This window comes from Arthrobacter sp. B0490, from assembly GCF_002929355.1.
GTDB lineage: Bacteria > Actinomycetota > Actinomycetes > Actinomycetales > Micrococcaceae > Arthrobacter_D.
Genome location: NZ_PJIR01000020.1, coordinates 1 through 17,186, shown reverse-complemented (window position 1 = coordinate 17,186; position 17,186 = coordinate 1). Strand labels below are relative to the sequence as shown.

General features: G+C 60.9%; 14 protein-coding genes and 1 pseudogene. 8 read left to right on the top strand and 7 right to left on the bottom strand.

All coding sequences use genetic code 11. The features are described from left to right. Window positions 1-39 precede the first annotated feature (39 nt). Complete coding sequence (locus CXQ97_RS17425; RefSeq protein ID WP_104182155.1) at window positions 40-882, bottom strand: crotonase/enoyl-CoA hydratase family protein; 843 nt, start codon at window positions 880-882, stop codon at window positions 40-42. Between the two features lie 154 nt (window positions 883-1,036). Here CXQ97_RS17425 and CXQ97_RS17420 point away from each other — a divergent pair, with 154 nt between their 5' ends. Further along, window positions 1,037-1,912: an oxaloacetate decarboxylase gene (locus tag CXQ97_RS17420; protein WP_181035135.1), complete on the top strand. Its 876-nt coding sequence runs from the start codon at window positions 1,037-1,039 to the stop codon at window positions 1,910-1,912. Between the two features lie 15 nt (window positions 1,913-1,927). Here the strand turns inward: CXQ97_RS17420 and CXQ97_RS17415 are convergent, their stop codons facing one another. The 4 genes from CXQ97_RS17415 to CXQ97_RS17400 form a co-directional block, all read right to left on the bottom strand. Beyond that, a complete protein-coding gene (locus CXQ97_RS17415) occupies window positions 1,928-2,716 on the bottom strand; it encodes an IclR family transcriptional regulator (protein WP_104182153.1) in 789 nt (262 codons plus the stop codon). A gap of 1,389 nt (window positions 2,717-4,105) precedes the next feature. Further along, window positions 4,106-4,855: an SDR family NAD(P)-dependent oxidoreductase gene (locus CXQ97_RS17410; RefSeq protein WP_104182152.1), complete on the bottom strand. Its 750-nt coding sequence runs from the start codon at window positions 4,853-4,855 to the stop codon at window positions 4,106-4,108. A gap of 332 nt (window positions 4,856-5,187) precedes the next feature. Then, entirely contained in the window at window positions 5,188-5,931 is a 744-nt protein-coding gene (locus tag CXQ97_RS17405; protein ID WP_104182151.1) for an NADPH-dependent F420 reductase, read from the bottom strand. 175 nt (window positions 5,932-6,106) lie between these two features. Further along, window positions 6,107-7,165 (bottom strand): AraC family transcriptional regulator, encoded by a 1,059-nt coding sequence (locus CXQ97_RS17400; RefSeq protein WP_104182150.1) that lies wholly within the window; start codon window positions 7,163-7,165, stop codon window positions 6,107-6,109. A 273-nt stretch (window positions 7,166-7,438) separates the two neighbouring features. Here CXQ97_RS17400 and CXQ97_RS17395 point away from each other — a divergent pair, with 273 nt between their 5' ends. The 5 genes from CXQ97_RS17395 to CXQ97_RS17375 are packed head-to-tail and all read left to right on the top strand — an operon-like array spanning window position 7,439 to window position 11,901. Further along, window positions 7,439-8,638, top strand: a complete 1,200-nt coding sequence (locus CXQ97_RS17395; protein ID WP_181035134.1) for an LLM class flavin-dependent oxidoreductase — start codon at window positions 7,439-7,441, stop codon at window positions 8,636-8,638. 23 nt (window positions 8,639-8,661) lie between these two features. Beyond that, entirely contained in the window at window positions 8,662-9,177 is a 516-nt protein-coding gene (locus tag CXQ97_RS19645) for a cupin domain-containing protein (protein ID WP_146069701.1), read from the top strand. Further along, window positions 9,177-10,127 carry an oxaloacetate decarboxylase gene (locus CXQ97_RS17385; protein WP_104182147.1) on the top strand — a complete coding sequence of 317 codons (951 nt, stop codon included), beginning with the start codon at window positions 9,177-9,179 and terminating at the stop codon, window positions 10,125-10,127. Before CXQ97_RS19645 ends, CXQ97_RS17385 begins: the two co-directional genes overlap by 1 nt. Further along, a complete protein-coding gene (locus tag CXQ97_RS17380) occupies window positions 10,127-11,053 on the top strand; it encodes an SDR family NAD(P)-dependent oxidoreductase (RefSeq protein ID WP_104182146.1) in 927 nt (308 codons plus the stop codon). Before CXQ97_RS17385 ends, CXQ97_RS17380 begins: the two co-directional genes overlap by 1 nt. Before the next feature lie 35 nt (window positions 11,054-11,088). Beyond that, window positions 11,089-11,901, top strand: coding sequence for an SDR family oxidoreductase (locus tag CXQ97_RS17375; RefSeq protein ID WP_104182145.1), 813 nt, complete (start codon window positions 11,089-11,091; stop codon window positions 11,899-11,901). Window positions 11,902-12,871: 970 nt separating this feature from the next. Here the strand turns inward: CXQ97_RS17375 and CXQ97_RS17370 are convergent. After that, a complete protein-coding gene (locus tag CXQ97_RS17370) occupies window positions 12,872-13,174 on the bottom strand; it encodes a DUF4193 domain-containing protein (protein ID WP_104182144.1) in 303 nt (100 codons plus the stop codon). 292 nt (window positions 13,175-13,466) lie between these two features. On the opposite strand from CXQ97_RS17370, the gene CXQ97_RS17365 reads away from it, so the two are divergent. Together CXQ97_RS17365 and CXQ97_RS17355 are read left to right on the top strand one after the other, a co-directional pair. Then, window positions 13,467-14,468, top strand: a complete 1,002-nt coding sequence (locus CXQ97_RS17365) for a PDDEXK nuclease domain-containing protein (RefSeq protein ID WP_219815463.1) — start codon at window positions 13,467-13,469, stop codon at window positions 14,466-14,468. A gap of 1,386 nt (window positions 14,469-15,854) precedes the next feature. Next, window positions 15,855-16,589 (top strand): IclR family transcriptional regulator, encoded by a 735-nt coding sequence (locus CXQ97_RS17355; protein ID WP_104182143.1) that lies wholly within the window; start codon window positions 15,855-15,857, stop codon window positions 16,587-16,589. 113 nt (window positions 16,590-16,702) lie between these two features. On the opposite strand, the pseudogene CXQ97_RS17350 reads toward CXQ97_RS17355, so the two are convergent. After that, window positions 16,703-17,186, bottom strand: a pseudogene (locus tag CXQ97_RS17350) (3-hydroxybenzoate 4-monooxygenase); the annotation flags it as partial.

Genomic DNA, 17,186 nt, shown 5'->3' with positions numbered 1-17,186 from the left:
TGGCGCCTGCCACTGAGGTCGGTGATTAAAGGGGATACTTCAACGGGAGGGCGAGGACTCAGGGTCGCTGCCGGACGCGGCGACCGAGCGCCCAGTCACCCAGCTGGGCTCACGACGCTCGATAAAGGCGCGCGCACCTTCCTGAGCCTCAGGGGCACCGCGCAGTGGTGCGACGAGGACTTCCTGGTCGGCGAACTGCTGCTCGGTCTCGGCGTACCTCGAGGCGCATATGATCTGCTTTGCCGTACGCGTAGCGATCGGGCCACTGAGAGCAATTTTCTCAGCAAGCTCAAGCGCAACCTTCAACGCTTCTCCAGGCTCGCTCAAGCGGTTAACAAGGCCCAGTTCAGCCAACCGCGGCGATGACACCGGTTCACCGAGAAGCGCGATTTCCATGGCGACATGGTACGGAATACGGTCGGGCAGGCGTAGCAGGCCACCACCGGCGGCGATGAGTCCACGCCTCGCTTCGGGTAAAGCGAAAGTCGCCGCCGAACTCGCAACGATCAGATCGCACGCAAGGGCGAGTTCGAATCCGCCTGCAAACGCGAATCCTTCCACTGCGGCAATGACCGGCTTACGCGGCGGGCGGCGGGTGATCCCCGCAAATCCGCGTCCCTCGAGCACAGGCAGCTCGCCGCGTGACACGGAAACGAGGTCAGCCCCTGCCGAAAAGTACCCACCAGCCCCAGTGAGGATCGCCACGCTGTGTGCATCGTCCGCGTCAAAATCATCGAAGGCACTCGCGAGGGCCAGCGCCGTCGGCCGGTCAATCGCGTTGCGCTTGAGGGGACGGGAGATCGTGATGATCCGCACGCCACCCGACTCGGTGGTGAGAACGCTGGCTTCCGCATCGACCTGCTGCGCATCCTTCAGCGACATGTGTTCCTCTCGTCGTCATCGACGTTCTGGGCATCAGCATACTTACCTATTACGAAAGTGGCTCTCGTGTTAAGATACAGGCTATGCCGCGCCGACCACCATGGTCAACCGATCCGGCCGGCCACATCATCACCCGAAGAAGAGGGATGCACCTGTGAAACCTGCCGCACGGCTTCGCGAATTGCTCGCCGACTCCAAACTAATCCTCGCGCCTGGGGCGTATGACGCACTTTCCGCCAGATTGGTGGAGCAGGCTGGCTTTGACACAGTCGTGCTCGCGGGCGGAACCTACTCCAATTTTCATTACGGCATCCCCGACAACGGGTTCATCACTCAGAGCGAACTAATCGAGGCGGGCAGGCGCGTGACAGCCGCCACTAACATCCCCCTCATCCTCGACTTCGACGACGCTGGAGGATCGCCGCTGCAGGCATATCGGGGAGTCCAGCTGGCCGAGCAGGCGGGGGTGGCGGCGCTCCTCGTTGAAGACATGATTCCGGCGACGAAGCATTTCTGGACGCCGAAGACGACGGGCGAACGGTGGAAACCCAAGTTGCAGTTGCGCAGCATCGAGGAGATGAGCAACATCATCCGTGCGTGCGTCGAAGCTAAGACATCGCCCGACACCGTGATCGTCGCCCGGTCGGACGCGATGAGCGTCGGAGGGTTCGACGATCTTGCGGAGCGGCTGACAGCGTATTCTGCCGCGGGTGCTGACATGTTGTATCCGGTTGGCTATCCACTACTGGACCTTCCGACCCTGAGTGCGAAGGTGCCAGGGCAATACATGATGGTTACTGTCCGCAACCCAACATTCGAGCAACGTTCACAGCTCGAGGAGGCGGGGGTGAAGATCCTCCTCGTGATCAACACAGTGAACGGAGCTGTAGCCGGTTTCCGGGAGCAACTCGACCTGGTCGCGAGGGGCGAGTTGCTGGAGGGTGAGCGAGGCGGTGCCTACGTGCCCATCATGGAAGCCATCGACGCTGCGGAATGGGCCCGCAAGGCTCGCCGCTACGGGTACGCCTGAACCAAAAGCCATCCATCATGCTGACTGTGCGTCGGCCCGCTTCGCTTCGAGAATAGCGTCGACGTACAGATCGAAGTGACGCGGGTCGGTGAAGCGCTCAACCGGCGCAGTGATGGAAAGTGCAGCGCGCGGGCGTCGCAGTCCGTCAAAGAGCGGGATAGCCAGGCCGCAGACTCCCTCGACGTACTCTTGCATGTCGATGGCATACCCGCGCTCTCGCACTTCAGACAAGTTCTCTTCGAGTGCCGACAGCTTCCCGAGTGTGTGATCAGTGCGTCGTGGAAGGTTTCCCTGCTCGTCCCCGAGCCGGCTGACTTCGTCTTCATGGCCGAACGCGAGAAGCGCCTTCCCAGAGGCGCGGGCGTGGATGTCGCCGGAAATCCCTACACGCAGGTCAGCGACTCGGACGGCATGAGTTCCGTCCTCAACCGAGACAATCGTTACGTTCCCTTCGTGCCATGCGGAGAGGTACGCGGTCTCGCCAGTGCGTTCCACTACCCGCGCAAGCAGGTTGGTCGCACGCCTACTAGGTCGCCAGGCATCCTCAATCTTGGCGTTGAGACCGAGGATCTTTCGGCTCGAAATCGTGTACTCGCGGCCGCGCCGGCTGAGGTACCCGACATGTACAAGGGTCGACAGTAGGTGCGACGTCGTGGCTAAATGAAGCCCCGCTCGCTCAGCGATGCTTTTCGCCCGCATGGGCTCGTCAGACTCGGCGATGATATCGATGAGTCCAAGCGCACGCACCACTGATTGAACCAAATCACTCGGCGCGGCCACCAATGCTTTGTCGTTGTCAGTCACATGAAAACCTTAGCACTCGCATGACGAGAGCTAGTGAAAGGAGGTGACGGATTGACCCTCGGTCGAGTCTGATTGCCGCAGGCGGCTGGATCTTGCTTTCTTCGAAATTGTCAGCCCACGAGCGTGTCATAGGAAGGGTGAGCTTCTCTAGCTCGATGGTGGCACTCGAGGAGTCAACGGATGTCAGTTTCGGGCCCTGCTGAGAGACACGCGAGAGTGCACGCCCGCCACGGCAGCGAACTCGCGACAGATGTTTACGGGAGAGAAGGCGGCGGCCGAGTGGGTGGCGGGGCTGTTGACTGCAGCCGCATATGACGAACGGTGGCGCTGAGGCGCTCAACGTGCACGACGACGAGGCCGCGCAACGGCTACGAACATTCGCCGCATGGATCACTGCGACAGCGGATCAGGCCAACTAATTGCCCGGCTGTATCGCGTACCCTCCCCGGAATTGCTTGCCGTACTTGCGGCTCATGTCGAGGTTCCAGCGTTGGTCAGCGGTGGCCGGTTCGGTATCGTCGCGCGCGTGTCGGTGACGAGCTGGCCACGCCGAGTCCCGCAAACCACCGGACTCGACGGCGACCGGCTACTCATAATCACCTGGGCGCACGGTGTACTCGCGGATGGTTCCCCACGCGATCATTCGATGCATTATCGAGTCTCGAGTCCCTCGAGCCTACTGATTCGCAATATGACAGTTTGGACGTGCTGCGGGGCGGACGGTCAAGGCCGGCAATCGAGATGACCGCCTTCGTAGTGGGCCAATGAGTGACGGAGCCTCGCGTCATAGCCGCCTCCGGAGACTCGTCCGTGGGCTCCGGGCCTGCGTCGCTAAGCAATAACAGTGGAGCGTCAGAAGGAGGCCTGTACCCACTGACCGAGGTCGCACGGTCTGCCGGCGGTTCGGGCGCGCCACAACGCGGAGCCCGGGCCGAGGAAACCCTTCACTTGTGTTCAGCTGCTCGTTCCGGGCGAGGTTGGGCTGATTATGAACCTGGTCGGCTCCGTCGTGAGCAAGCGTCGCTTGTAGGCGTCCGAGCCGGCGTGCGTCGTCATCAAATTTGCGGTAGCAGACGAAGACGGAATCGCGAAGTTGTTGTTCGAGAGCTCGGCGTCCGTGCGGGACGGCCACTCTGTAAAGCTCACGGCTGACCTCGGGTCAACTGCTCGGCGTCCGTACGTCGTGTCGCGTGTGCTCGCCATGCCACCCCGAACTTCCCATGCTTGGAAGACGGACAACTCGCGGAGATCGGCGTCGAGGCATAACACAATCACCGCCGACAGTGCGAGGGATCGTGATCGTTACTAGCCGCGGGCGGAAGAAACGCAGGCGCGGTACGAGAGCGTGTCCGCTCCAATACCGCGCCGGTCGCGGCAGGGCGAAGGTTGTCACCCAGCGAGACGCCCTCCGTCCACGATGAGCTCGCTACCGGTGACGTAACTGGACTCGTCAGATGCGAGGAAGAGCACGGGAAAGGAGACCTCGCGTGGTTCGGCGAATCTGCCGATCGGGATCGACTTCGCGGTGCGATCAAGCTCGGCCGGGTCGTTGATTGCCCTGGCCATCGGGGTGAGGATCGCTCCGGGATGCACGGAGTTGACGCGCACACCGCGGGAGCCGTACTCAATCGCGGTGGTCTTCGTCATGCCTCGGACAGCAAATTTTGATCCTGTGTAGGCGATGTTCGTGGTGCCGGGAAGGTGCGCCATGCCCGCCGCCGAGGAAATATTCACGATGGAGCCGCCCCCCGCTTCGACCATGCCCGGAAGAACAGCGCGCATCCCGTAGAACACGCCGTACTGGTTTACCGATACCAGTCGATTGAAGGTGGCGTCATCGAGTTCCGCTGTCTGAGCATAGGGTCCGGAGAGACCGGCGTTGTTGACGAGGACCGTGATCGGGCCGAACGTCCTGGTTCCCTCTTCCACCACGGCAGCCCAAGACTCGGCGTCCGAAACATCGTGGGTAAGGAAAAGCGCGCTCTCACCCAGTTCAGCTGCTAACGCCTCGCCAGCTGCTGCGTCGACATCAGTCAGGATGACCTTCGCGCCTTCCTCAATGAAAAGCCGAGCGTGCTCAGCTCCCATTCCCGCCGCTGCGCCGGTGATGAGGGCGACCTTACCTTCTAGTCGTGCCATGATGCTTCCTTTCGCATATCGCCGAGCTTCGGCGATGGGTCACCGCGTTATTGCGCGGTATGGGCGATTTCTATGAGCTTCTAGCGTTATGAATTGCGCCAGGGCAGCTGAGTGCATTGACGTGACCTGTGAACATGGTTCATATGACGTCAATTGTTTGTGCGTCCGCCAATTGCCGGAATCAGGTTCTGTGCATGGCAACAATGCCAGCTACGGTGAAAGCTAGGTCAGGTTAGTATCTGATCTTCAGATACGTATCGATGTACCATGAGGCACGAAAATGCCAATAAAGTGACCGCTATAAGCGTGGGTCACGGACGTTACTACACGCCTTAGATGTAGATTTTACGGTTAAGGTTGACAATGTACTCGCGTGTGATGGGAAGGTCGTTATCCAACCGCTCAAGGAGAGCTCTATTGACGAAATCACGCCGGTCACCCGACACCGAAGAATTGGCCGCATCCAGCGCGGCCGATAGCTCCTTGGACGTGCGATCCGTGCAGTACGCCGGGGTGCCTGGTTGCTGGCGCCAGGAGTCGGCCAAACTCCCAGAAAAGAAGGCGTCGAATCCCGTTTGGTCCACCAGGTCCATGGCGACGGTGCGATCGATGTCCCTGTCGGCCGCAACAGGGATGGCGATGCGGTCGGGCGCGCCAGCTTGTCTACCCTCAGACTCGAAGGATTGGGAGGTGATGGCGTTCCACGCTTTCGCAATCGGACGCTGTAGCTGTTCACTGACCCACACACTTTCGACCTGCCCAGCCTCCAACGCGTCGACCTTCTGGTCTCTCAGCGGGTAGTAATTGGACGTGTCGATGATGACCGCGTCTGAGGGCGCGCTCCGAATCAGATCCGCCACACCGGGGATGGCGTTGAGCGGGATGGAAATGATCAGCACGTCAATGTCAGACACCACCTCTGACGCGTCAACTGCCCTTGCGCCAGTGGAGAGCACATCGGCGCCAATCGACTCCGGCCCTCGAGAGTTCGCGATCCGTACTTCGTGGCCGGCGCCGGCCAGCTTGATGGCGAGCGTCTTACCTATCGACCCTGCACCGAGAATCCCAATTCGCATGTTCGTTCCTCCTGTCGGTACACCCCGGCCATCCTTGGACGCGGCGTTCGAGGTCTTGCTGCATCGTATTCAGGTGGATGCCCCGAAGGAATCGAAGGTGAGCGCGAGTTCGACAGTCGTCGTGATAAGTGGCTAGGTCGGCGTCTTTTCCGGCATCCCGTATCGGCCGATGCTTTCAGCGCGCGTGGACGACATGGTGGTGCGCTGCGCCCTGGTATCGGGTGGCATCGCGAAACGCGGAAGGCGGAGTACCCATCCATCGTTTGAACGCGATCGTGAAACTAGTCGGGTCGGTGTACCCAAGCGACCGAGAGATCTGCGCGACCGAGTGGTCGGTGTCGGAAAGTAGGTCACACGCCAATTCCTGGAGCACCTCGTCCCGCACTTGGGCAAAGTCGCGCCCAGCCATTTCCAGACGCCGTTGCAAAGTCCGCGGCGAGACGCGTAGGGTGGCTGCCACGTTCGCAAGCTTCTTATTGAGCGTCGGAGACATCTTAATTGTACGAGCGACGGTCGTAGGCCAGTCGCCGGACGCCCGGAAAGAAGCCAATATCTGATTCTCAGCGCGCACCCAAGCCGCATGCTGGAATGCGTTCCCAAAGGGCAGCTTTGTATTCGAGATGGCCGGATCCCACCACATCTTCAAGGAATCCGACCCGCACTCAATGTCACCCGAGGCGTATACAGTCGCTTCGGGTTCAATCTCGGCCAGTGGAAATTCAATCAATGAGAACGGAAATGCGCCTCCCCATAACCACGACAGTGAGCGAGATGTAACGAAAAGCTCGCGGTAGGCGCTAAACGGAATCAGCTGTGCGGGTGCCTCAGAGTAGGTGTACTCGACCCCTGTAATGCTGCCCGCACGGGTCATGAGGGGCGTCATCCTGAACAGGGCAGGGGCGTAATCGACGGAGCTTGCCACCTCCACCCATGCAGCAATGGTTGGAGCGGTGGAAAGGGCCATCCCGCGTGCACCGGTGGTGCTGGTGGTATACGCCTGAGCGGCGCGGATCCAAAGGTCCGGGCGATCTGGCGTAAGTGCGACAAATTCAAGCTGGAAGGCAAGCTCCTTCCGGGCTGGAATCGTGCCTCCATGGCGTAGAACCGCGTCAACCGCGATGTCCGCGCGCTCGAGGGCGGACTGCCAGTCTAAACCGGCTTCATCCAGCACCTCTCGAAGGTTATTGATGCTGAAGTTGGGGACACTGAGGTACTGGTAGGAACTGAGTTTCATAGCAAGCGCACTCTTCGTTGAGGACTTCCAGCCACTGCGACGCAACAACCGGCAACTAGCCAAGGCGATGAGTCGTCGCTCGGCAAGCGGATGTCGTCAACTATAGCTCCGAACTGTTTTTTGGCGGGGTTTCCCACCTTTTTGGCGGGGAAGCTTGCATCGGTGGAGTAGCTTCGCGCCTAACGTGGAGCATGCCGGTGTCGACAGTGTCGTGCCGACGATGACCCGAAGCCGGGCAAGTTCGCGTTCGGCATCTCAATGAGGAGACAGAAAATGACTGAATTCGTGGAGCCCACGCGCAACACCCCGGATCGGGACTTCGTCGCCGATTACACGGTGCAGCGAGATGACTCACCAATGCTGGGTGGAGCAAACCCCTTCAAAGTGGCTGTCTTCGGTGCGAACGTGACCACAGGTCAGGGCGGGTTGAACTTTGCGGAAAATACACTGAAGCTCGGGAACTGGAGCGAGGTGGAACAGCTTGCTGTCAAGGCCGACAAATATGGCGTCGACGGTTTCGTGCCGATCGCACGATGGATGGGTCTATCAGGCCCCGACCGCCCTTGGGGTCGTCAATTCGAAACCTTCACCTGGGCCGCAGGCCTCGCGGCCGTCACTCAAAACATCCAGATCTTCGCGACCTGCCTCATCCCATTCATCCACCCGATCATGGCCGCAAAGATGATGGCGACGGTGGACCACATTAGCGGCGGTCGCATGGGCCTGAATGCAACCGCGGGGTACTTCCGCCCGGAGTACGCCATGTTCGGCGTGGAAGTTCCCGAGCACGACACCCGCTACCAACTCGCGGACGAGTGGATGACGATCGTCGAGCGGCTGTGGGGGAGCGACGACATCGAGTTCGACTTTGACGGAGACTTCTTCCAGCTCACGGGTGCTCAGTCCTTCCCCAAGCCAGTCCAGAGCCCAGGGCCCATGGTGATGAGCGCCGGCGCGAGCCCCGCGGGTCAGGCGTTCGCGTTCAAACACGCCAACATCCTTTTCGCCGCGGTCGCGAGCCTGGAGCAGAGCGCCCAGGTCACCCCGAAGTTGCGCGCAAACGCGGACGCCGCGGGGCGGGAGGATCTGGGCCTGTGGTCCGCGGCTCACATCATCTGCAAGGATACCGAGAAGGAAGCCAAGGAATACCTCGAGTACATCGAGGAGAACGGCGACTACGAGAGCGCTGAGCGGTACAAGCACATCGTGCAGGCCGGCGGTGGCAAGAGCTTCGACTGGAGCTCCTTCAAGCCGTCGGACGACCCCAAGCAGGACGAGACGATCAAGACCTGGTTCCGCGGCGGTTTGCTTCCGCTCGTAGGTACGCCCGAAATGATCGTCGACGGTCTGCTCAAGCTTCACGCGTCGGGCATCACCGGTATTTGTACGGGCCTCGTCGACTACGACGAAGGACTGGATCGCCTGCACGAGCAGATCTTCCCGCTCATGAGCGAAGCCGGACTGCGTGCCTGACTGTCGGCGGAGGAGCGATACACATGACATTTCCTGATCCCAAAGACTTCCGGCTTGTCGTAGCCGGGCCCAACCAAAACGGTGAACCTGACTTCCTAGAAGTAGGACCGGCAGTCGAATTCGACTTCCCCGGCGTGTCGGCTGGCGCTTTCTACTGGGCCGTAGAGGACGGACACAGTGCAACCAACTTCGGAGGGCCGCCGCGCCAGCTAGCACTCGCCGGACCGAATGGGTCGACGTTCGGCATCAGTAGCTTCCCCGCGCACTCCTCGGGAACCGCACCCGCCGAGGAAATCGGTGACAGCATGACCGTCACCGGCGACGAAGAAGACGGCATGCACGCCAGCGAGACGATCGATTACGAGGTCGTGATCTCGGGCAAAGTAGATGTTCAGCTCCCCGGCGGGAAGACGCGCACCCTCGTTCCCGGGGATCTGCTCGTTATGGCCGGAGTACCGCATGCCTGGAAGAACCCGTACGACGAGATCTGCGTGTACATCGTGGTCACCGTCGGATACAACAAAACAGGAGCAAACTGATGGCGCTGACGTCGCCCGGACGCGCGCTGCGCGCGATTTTCGAAAGCCCGGAGACATACATCCTGCCGTTCGGGGCGCTGCCTCTGCACGCTCAAATGGCGGAACACGCCGGCTACGAGGCCTTCCAGCTCTCCGGCGGCATGTCGGCCTGGTGGAACGGGGTATCCGACACAGGTTGGTTGACGCTTACGGAAGTCGTTGACTACGCGCGGCGCACAGCTCGATCAGTCGACATCCCGCTCTACTGCGATGCGGACACCGGATACGGTGCCCCTATCAACGTTCAGCGCACCGTTTCTGAATTCATCGACGCCGGCGTGGGAGGCATCCACATCGAAGACCAGCGAGAGCCGAAGAAGTCAGGCGGGGTGGCGGGGGTCGAACTGGTCCCGGACGCTGAAGCGATCGGCCGGCTCAACGCCGCCATTGCCGCGCGCGACAAGCTTGACGCTGACTTCATGATCATCGCTCGTACCGATGGCTACGGGGCGGCGGGTGGCGGCGTGGACGAGGCGATCCGTCGCGGCTTGCTCTACAAGGCCGAGACCGGTGCCGATGTCATCTTCTACGAGGGTTTTCACACCTGGGATCAGGCAGAACTCGCCCTGAAAGAAACCCCGGGGCCCGCCTACGCCATCGGCGCGCCCATGATCGGTCGCAAAACAGTTATCGAGATGACGGCTGCTGGCCAGGCTATCCATCCGGTGCCGTTCATGCTGCCGGGCGTCAACGAAGTCTGGCGGATGCTCATGACCATGAAAGCCTCGGGTGAGGCGACGGTTGTTGCGGAGTACATCGACAAAATGAACACCGAACCGGACTTCCCCGGTTGGGGAGCGAAGTTCGGCCGCCCGTCGACTGGCTACGTCCGCGAGACGGAAGAGCTTTTCCTCCCGCAGTCGTCTCGCCGGGACTACGAGAGCACCGTGCACGCTGGAGAGGAGTACTGATGTCCGAACTCTTGGACTTCCGCGGCCGTGTAGCCATCGTCACCGGCGCCGGACAGGGGATGGGACGCGAGCACGCGAAGATGCTCGCGTCGCGGGGCGCCCGTGTCGTCGCAAATGACATCAACATCGAACGCGTCGGCGAGACGGTTGCGGAAATCATCGCGGCCGGGGGAGCGGCTGTAGCCGACCACAACAACATCGTGACGGACTCGGCGGCGATCGTGGATGCCGCCGTTGAGGCGTTTGGACGTCTGGACATCGTAGTGAACAACGCCGGGATCAACGCGTTCGGCCGGTTTTGGGAGATGGATGAAGGCACTTGGTGGCGCGTCTTCGACGTGGCTGTCAAGGGCGTCGTAGGTGTTTCTCGCGCCGCGATGCCTCACCTCATCGCTTCCGGGTCCGGCCGCATCATCAATATCTCCTCGAACGGAGTGATGGGTGTGCCGACGGACTCCGCCTACAACGCAGCAAAAGCAGCGATCTGGGGGCTCGGGATCACCCTTGCGGCAGAGGCTCGCGAGGTCGGCGTGCAGGTGACCACCCTGATGCCAGTAGCCTGGACGCCGATGACTGAGGATGCCTTCCCTAATCCCGTCATTCGTGACGCGATGCGCAACACCGTTCCGGCCCGAGCGGTCTCCGCGTTTGTCACTTGGCTTGCGCACCAGGATACGACGATGTTCGGCGGAACATGGGAAGTGGCGGGAACGTCGGCCGGACGTATCGAAATCGCGGGCGCACCGCGTGTACGGGCAGCATCGCCCGAACCGGAGAGCTGGGGGGCCCTGCAAGACCAGTTGACGGAAGACGCGCCCTTGCGTCCGTTCCGTACCGCTAGCGAGTCGTTCCGGGATCAAATGGTCTTCCTCTCGCCCGAGCTCGACACTGTCCTCCCCGCGGATGCCGCCGACGTCTCTCGATAGAGCGACGTCGAAACTGATGAGAAAGTGAGGTCAAAGTGACTCGCACATATGTGATCACTGGCGCTGCGTCCGGAATTGGACTGGCGACAAAGGAACTACTGGAAGAACGGGGCCACCGCGTCATCGGCGTCGACTTGCGGGGGAGCGACATCGACGCCGACCTGTCTTCGGTTGAGGCGCGCAAGTCGCTTCCGGGTCTCGTCGAAGAGGCGGCCGGGGGCAGCATTGATGCCGTCCTCGCCATCGCCGGCGTGGCCGTGGAATCTGCGCTCACGGTCCGCGTGAACTACTTCGGCGCGGTTGAGGTTTTGGAGTTGCTTCGACCGCTCCTCGCCGCATCCGAGGCGCCACGCGCGGCTCTGATCGCGTCGTTCTCGACGCTGCAGGAAAATGATCCGGAGCTCGTCTCGGCGATGCGTCTCGGCGACGAGGCTCGTTCGGCAGAGCTTGCCGATGCGCTTGCGGCTGCGGGCAAGGGCCACCTGATTTACGCGTCGACGAAGCGTGCGATAGCGGAGTGGATGCGGGAACAATCGATTTCTCCCGAGTGGGCGGACGCGGGCATCCCCCTTAACGGTGTCGCGCCCGGCGTGATCGTTACACCCATGACCGCGCCGTATCTCGCCACCCCGGAGGGACGCGCGAGTCTTCTGAGCGGCGTTCCGATTCGACTCAATGGTCCGGCTGATCCCATCGATGTCGCCCGGTTGCTGGCCTGGCTTACCGGCGCGGAGAATGCACACGTAACCGGGCAACTGATCTTCCTCGATGGGGGGGCCGAAGTCGTCGTACGTGGCCCCGAAGTGTTTGGTGGAGCAAAGACCGAACGCGTCGTCCTGAAGTCCTAGACAGCCTGAGACGGCTTCGAGACCGGTTCGACAGGGTGCTGTCGAACCGGTCTAACGGTCCTGACAAGCCGGCGGTCACTTCCGCTCGAGGCTCGGCCCAGCGGCAAAGTACTACCAAGTCGGTAGTGATTTGGTAATAGAGTGGCGCCAAATCGGCACAGACATATTGCACCTTTCGAACTACCAGACTCTGTAAGTCGAGAATCCTCGCCTCTCAGCGTAAGGTCCTCACCTGTTTAAAGCACTTCACTAAGGGCGAGCTTCCCGACGAATTGATGCGACTCTTTCGGCCGAATCTATCCAAGTTTGGCGGTTTCGACTCCACGGCGAAGTGGGCGTGTCCATTGCTTCACAGCTCGTAGCGCAGGTTCTGTGGAGCGGCATAGACATGATCTGGACAGCACGGTCAGCGCTCGAGCTCTGTATTGGTGTGCTGGCAGTTGAATTAGTCGTCGTGTTAGCGGCGGATGAAGCCGGTCATGCCTGGGACGGTGAAGGCGATTCGTCCGTAGTCAGGGGAGTACGGTGCTGGCTCGCTTGGCCGCGGGCCCGCGCGTGCAGGTCTCACTGATGAGAAGTTCCTCGCGGAAGTGTCTGTAATACATGCGCGCCTCTGCTAACGCGTGGAGTGGGAGCGACACGACGGTGCTCACGTTCCTGCACGAATCACCTGGGGTCACGGCGTCGTCCTGATTGAGTGATTGCAGGATCAGGTGGTTCCTCCTCGGATCGGTACTCGTGTCGGGTGTCTCTGGCTATCTATTCACTCACCCCTATAGTGAGCCCAGCGCCGGCAAAGCAAGCAATCGCCGAGGATCGACAAGCGGCTTGTGCCATTGTGAGGAGGCCGATACCGAGGGTAGCCAGGATGAGAGCAAGATAGTCCCATTTGCCGCCGAAGAAGCGCGTTCTGCGACGAACGGTCGGGTGGTTCCGGGCGTCCATCAGCGGGGATCTAGCCGGTCGGCGGTCATCCTTCACACTCGGCGCAGTACTTATCGCCGTTCTTTTCGCGTGCGAGCTGTGTCCGGTGATGCACCAGGAAGCACGACATGCAGGTGAACTCGTCTTCCTGCATGGGAACAACCTGCACCAGGAGTTCTTCCTCGAGAATCGCTCCGGGCAGGTCAAGACCCTCAGCTGTGTCCCCGTCCTCGACGTCGATGACCGAGGTTTGTGTGGTGCTGCTGCGCTGGGCCTGAATGGCCTCGAGAGACTCGTTCGCTGGCTGGTCTTCCGGGCGAACGCGTGGCTCGTCGTAGTCGGTTGCCATGGTGTGTCTCAGTCCAATCGTTGGAGGTTCGTCGCAACAGGGTACAGGTGTCCACGGGTGGGCCCTGCCCGTTGCGCTGGTGGCTAGTCCCCACTATTCGTAGACACGAACGGTTTGGTGGTGCGGCGCGACCCGGCACGGCACTCAAGGGTCGAATAATTGATGCGTAGCACCGCTGCAGTATTGGTCATCCGTGGCGGACGGTGGCATGCCGGGTGGCGGGCCGCTGGTGATGATCCTGAAAAGATGGGGGCATGACAACCTCTGATGTCGCTTTGCCTGATGGGTACGGCTGACCCTTCAAGCGCTGAAGGACCTGGTTCGTGGTGCCCGCGTCAAAGCGCAGAGGACGGTCAACACGCAGCTGATCGAGCTGTACTGGCAGCTGGGCCACGAAATATTGGTTCAGCGCGAACGCCAGGGGTGGGGGACCGGGGTCATGAAGCGACTGGCAGATGACCTGCGGGCCGAGTTCCCGCACATGACAGGTCTGTCGCGCAGCAATCTGCAGTACATGCGGGCCTTCGCCGCGGCCTGGGAGGAGGACGCAAGTGTCCAACAGGCTGTTGGACAATTGCCGTGGGGCCACGTCGTGACGCTCCTCGACAAGCTCGATGACCAGGTATCGCGTGACTGGTACGCCTCAGCAGCCGTGGAGTACGGGTGGTCCAGGAATGTCCGGGCGAACATGATCATGAACAAGTCGATCGAGCGCACCGGGACGGCGCCGTTGAACTTCACCCGCAGCCTGCCGGCAGCGGAATCCGAACTGGCGCAGCAAACCGCCAACGATCCGTATGCCTTCGAGTTCCTCGGACTCTCCGGTGAGGTTGCCGAGCGTGACCTCGAGCAGGCGCTCATGGACCGTATCGTCGATACCCTCCGGGAGCTCGGCCCTGGGTTCGCGTTCGTGGGCCGACAGGTCCACCTCGAGGTCGAGGGAGACGACTTTTACATCGACCTCCTGGTCTTCCATGTCGAGCAGCTGCGCTACTTCGTGATCGAACTCAAGACCGGCAAGTTCCAGCCCGAGTACGCCGGCAAGCTGAACTTCTATGTCGCCCTGGTCGACGACAAGCTCCGCCGTGAGACACACAACGACACCGTCGGGATCCTGATCTGCGGCAGCAAAAACGATCACACCGTCCGCTACGCCCTCGGCCGCTCGGAATCACCCATGGCGGTTTCCACCTATACCTATGACAGTCTGCCCGCCGCAGAACTACGCGCCCTACCGGCAGCCGACGAACTGACCGCCGCGTTCGACCAGATCGCATCGGAAAGCGAGGAGTAGGAGGAAGTCCAACTAAACCCCTCCCAAGCCGGTAGCTCACACGAGGCAGCTACCGGTGCTTCAAGGGCATCGCGGGAGAAGGATCATCTGTGCCGTGTGGCCACAGAGGGGACTCACCCGGTATCCGTTAGTCAGTGAGTCTGTAACTCTGTAAGTAAGGGTGTTTACTAGAGCCTTACGTGGTCCTTCAGCTTCATACCCAGCTCTAGGCCAGCCCGGTAAGTCCTCGAAATCAGTACACAGAACTCAACCTTCACTGATCGTCCGTTTGCGCAGACACTGTCTACACAACTGGTCCACACACCGATTTGCGCCTCAGTGCTGCAGTGGGCGAAGGAGGTCAGGCGCGGTGTCCCAAGCGCCCTGCTCCTAAGCAGCACTCTGGTGATGCAGTGGGAGAGGACCAACTTCGTCAACATAAGTTGACATAAGATAAATTATTGGCGCACGCAGGGGTAATCAGGTGGACTGTTCACCAGACCACTTCAACTTCGTCCGAGGAAACTGTCACTGGCTAGATTCTCACGGCGCCCCGTATGTTTCGCCAAAGCATCGACGGGCAGCTCGCGATGGTCGAAGTAGGAAACCTTTCGTGTTCTCCATTCCTGTGAATGTAGGGATTGGCAACTCTTCCAACAGAGTAAAGGGCATCATCTGTTGCCGCAGGTCTTAGCCCAGTCCGAAGTCCTTTTCCTGCATGCGTCCTGGGTAAGCTGAATCCTGACGACGAGAGGGACGCTTGCCGGCCTTCACTGTAGCTGACGGTGGTGTTTCGTTGCTGAGGTCGGCCGCCAGCACGGCGGCGACTCCCTCCCGTCCGATGTCCGTGGTACCAACTCGTTCGTTGAGCAACTCTGCGAGTTGTTCTCTGCGGCCCCAAGTCCCACATCTCCTCGGCGCTGGTCGCTACGTTCTCAGGCTGCGGGAGTGGTCTCCACTCAAGCTCCCATAGTCAGCTGTGTGCGAGCCGTCGGACCTGACCCGCGCACTGCTGAACATGGAGCAGGTGGAGTGCATTCCGCACACGGCCGGTGTTGGCCGGGGAAATGTCGAACGTCGGATCGCAACCGTGTGGGGAAACTTCGGTGCAGTCCTGCGGGGCGAGGTTCCCAGTGAGGTTGTCACCGTGACGAAGCGTGCAGTGACGGTATCCGTCGTTTAGGGGCTTCCTCAGGAACCCTGCGTGCTCGGCCAGATTGATGCCCGGTAGCTCATCATCAGGGGTGAGGTCGCTGTGGTTCCGCGCAGCTACCTCGCTCCTGGTGATGATTCAGCCGCTCAAGGTGGACCTGGATCTGGATCTCAGGACGTTGGGTTGCAGGATCGCTACGGCATCATCGCCGAACGGCAGCCCATCCAGGGCGACGTGCAGCCTAAGCTGACTTGATGACAGCCAATTCACTTGAGCGGGACGACCGGTCGGCTGGGGCGCCGTCGCCGTCGCAGACGTTGTCGCGGGGTATTCAGACGTTGGAAATTTTGGCCGCCGCAGACGGTCCCCTGACGATCGCTGAAATTGCTGCCGCTCTAGCTGTGCATCGCTCCGTCGCGTATAGGATTTTGCGTACTCTAGAAGATCACTCCTTGCTGTCTCGTGATGGCAGTGGTCGATTCAAGCTGGGCGCTGGGCTAGCTGTCCTTGCGCGGAGCGTCTCACGTGACCTGCAGGCTGCTGCCCTGCCGGAATTGACTGCGTTGGCCAATCAACTGGACATGACTGCTTTCGTCGTGATCTGGGACCGTCATGAGTGCGTCACTCTGACAACCGTTGAACCTCATCATTCCCGGGGTGCCGTTGTGCAGCGTCCGGGTTCCAGGCATCCGGTGGACTCGGGCGCCCCTGGTATCGCGATTCAGTCAGCTTTCGATGAGGCAGGGTGGACGGACGCTTGCCCTATGGTGCCTTACCGGTTGCAGGCCGCAAAAGCGCGTGGTCTCGGGTACGCCGAAAGCCATGATGAAGTGATCGCGGGCGTTTCGTCTGTCGCTGTTCCTCTTGCCCTGCCAGAGGACAAACCCGCAGCTCTTGCTGTGGTCTATGTTCGCTCCGACCAGGATCCTGCGGCTGTCGGCGCCGAGCTGGCCAAGCGCGCCGAACGCATCATCGAGCAGATGCTCTGACTTCACTAATGATTTCCCACTAGCACCAGCACCAGCACCAGCACGGGTATGGGTATGGGTATAGGAGCCTCCGCATGAGCGGAGGCTCCTATACCCATTTCAGCTGCTAACCGTTAGGTGGTCAGGGAGGGGCTGTTGGCTGTGGCGAGGATTGGTGTGAAGAACGCTGCAATCTCGTCTGTTGCTGCTAGCGGCAGGATCTGCGCCACGTATTGATCTGGACGAACGATGACCACGGCGCCGACTCGGCTGATGCCGCGCTGGTCGAAGATGTCTGCTGCAGGATCGGCGGCATACACCCGTTCGTAATCGGTGAGTTTGAAGGGACCGACAGTTGGTTTAAAAACGGTCGGCACCCGCCCGATGTCCACTTGTGAGTGGGCTTGCTGGTAGATCAATTTCAGATCAAACCAGTCGTCAGGGTTCACGCCGTCGGAGACGGCTGAATACGGCGAGTCTGCTGCGCTCTCGACCCAATCAGCGAGAGCTTGAACGTGTGAGTCAAGACTGTCGTTGGCTTGGTCGGCGAAGACGTAGATGCGCCAGCGCCCGTCGGCCGTCGCGTGGTGGCCGAGGTGCAGGGGGACGCCGTCGCAC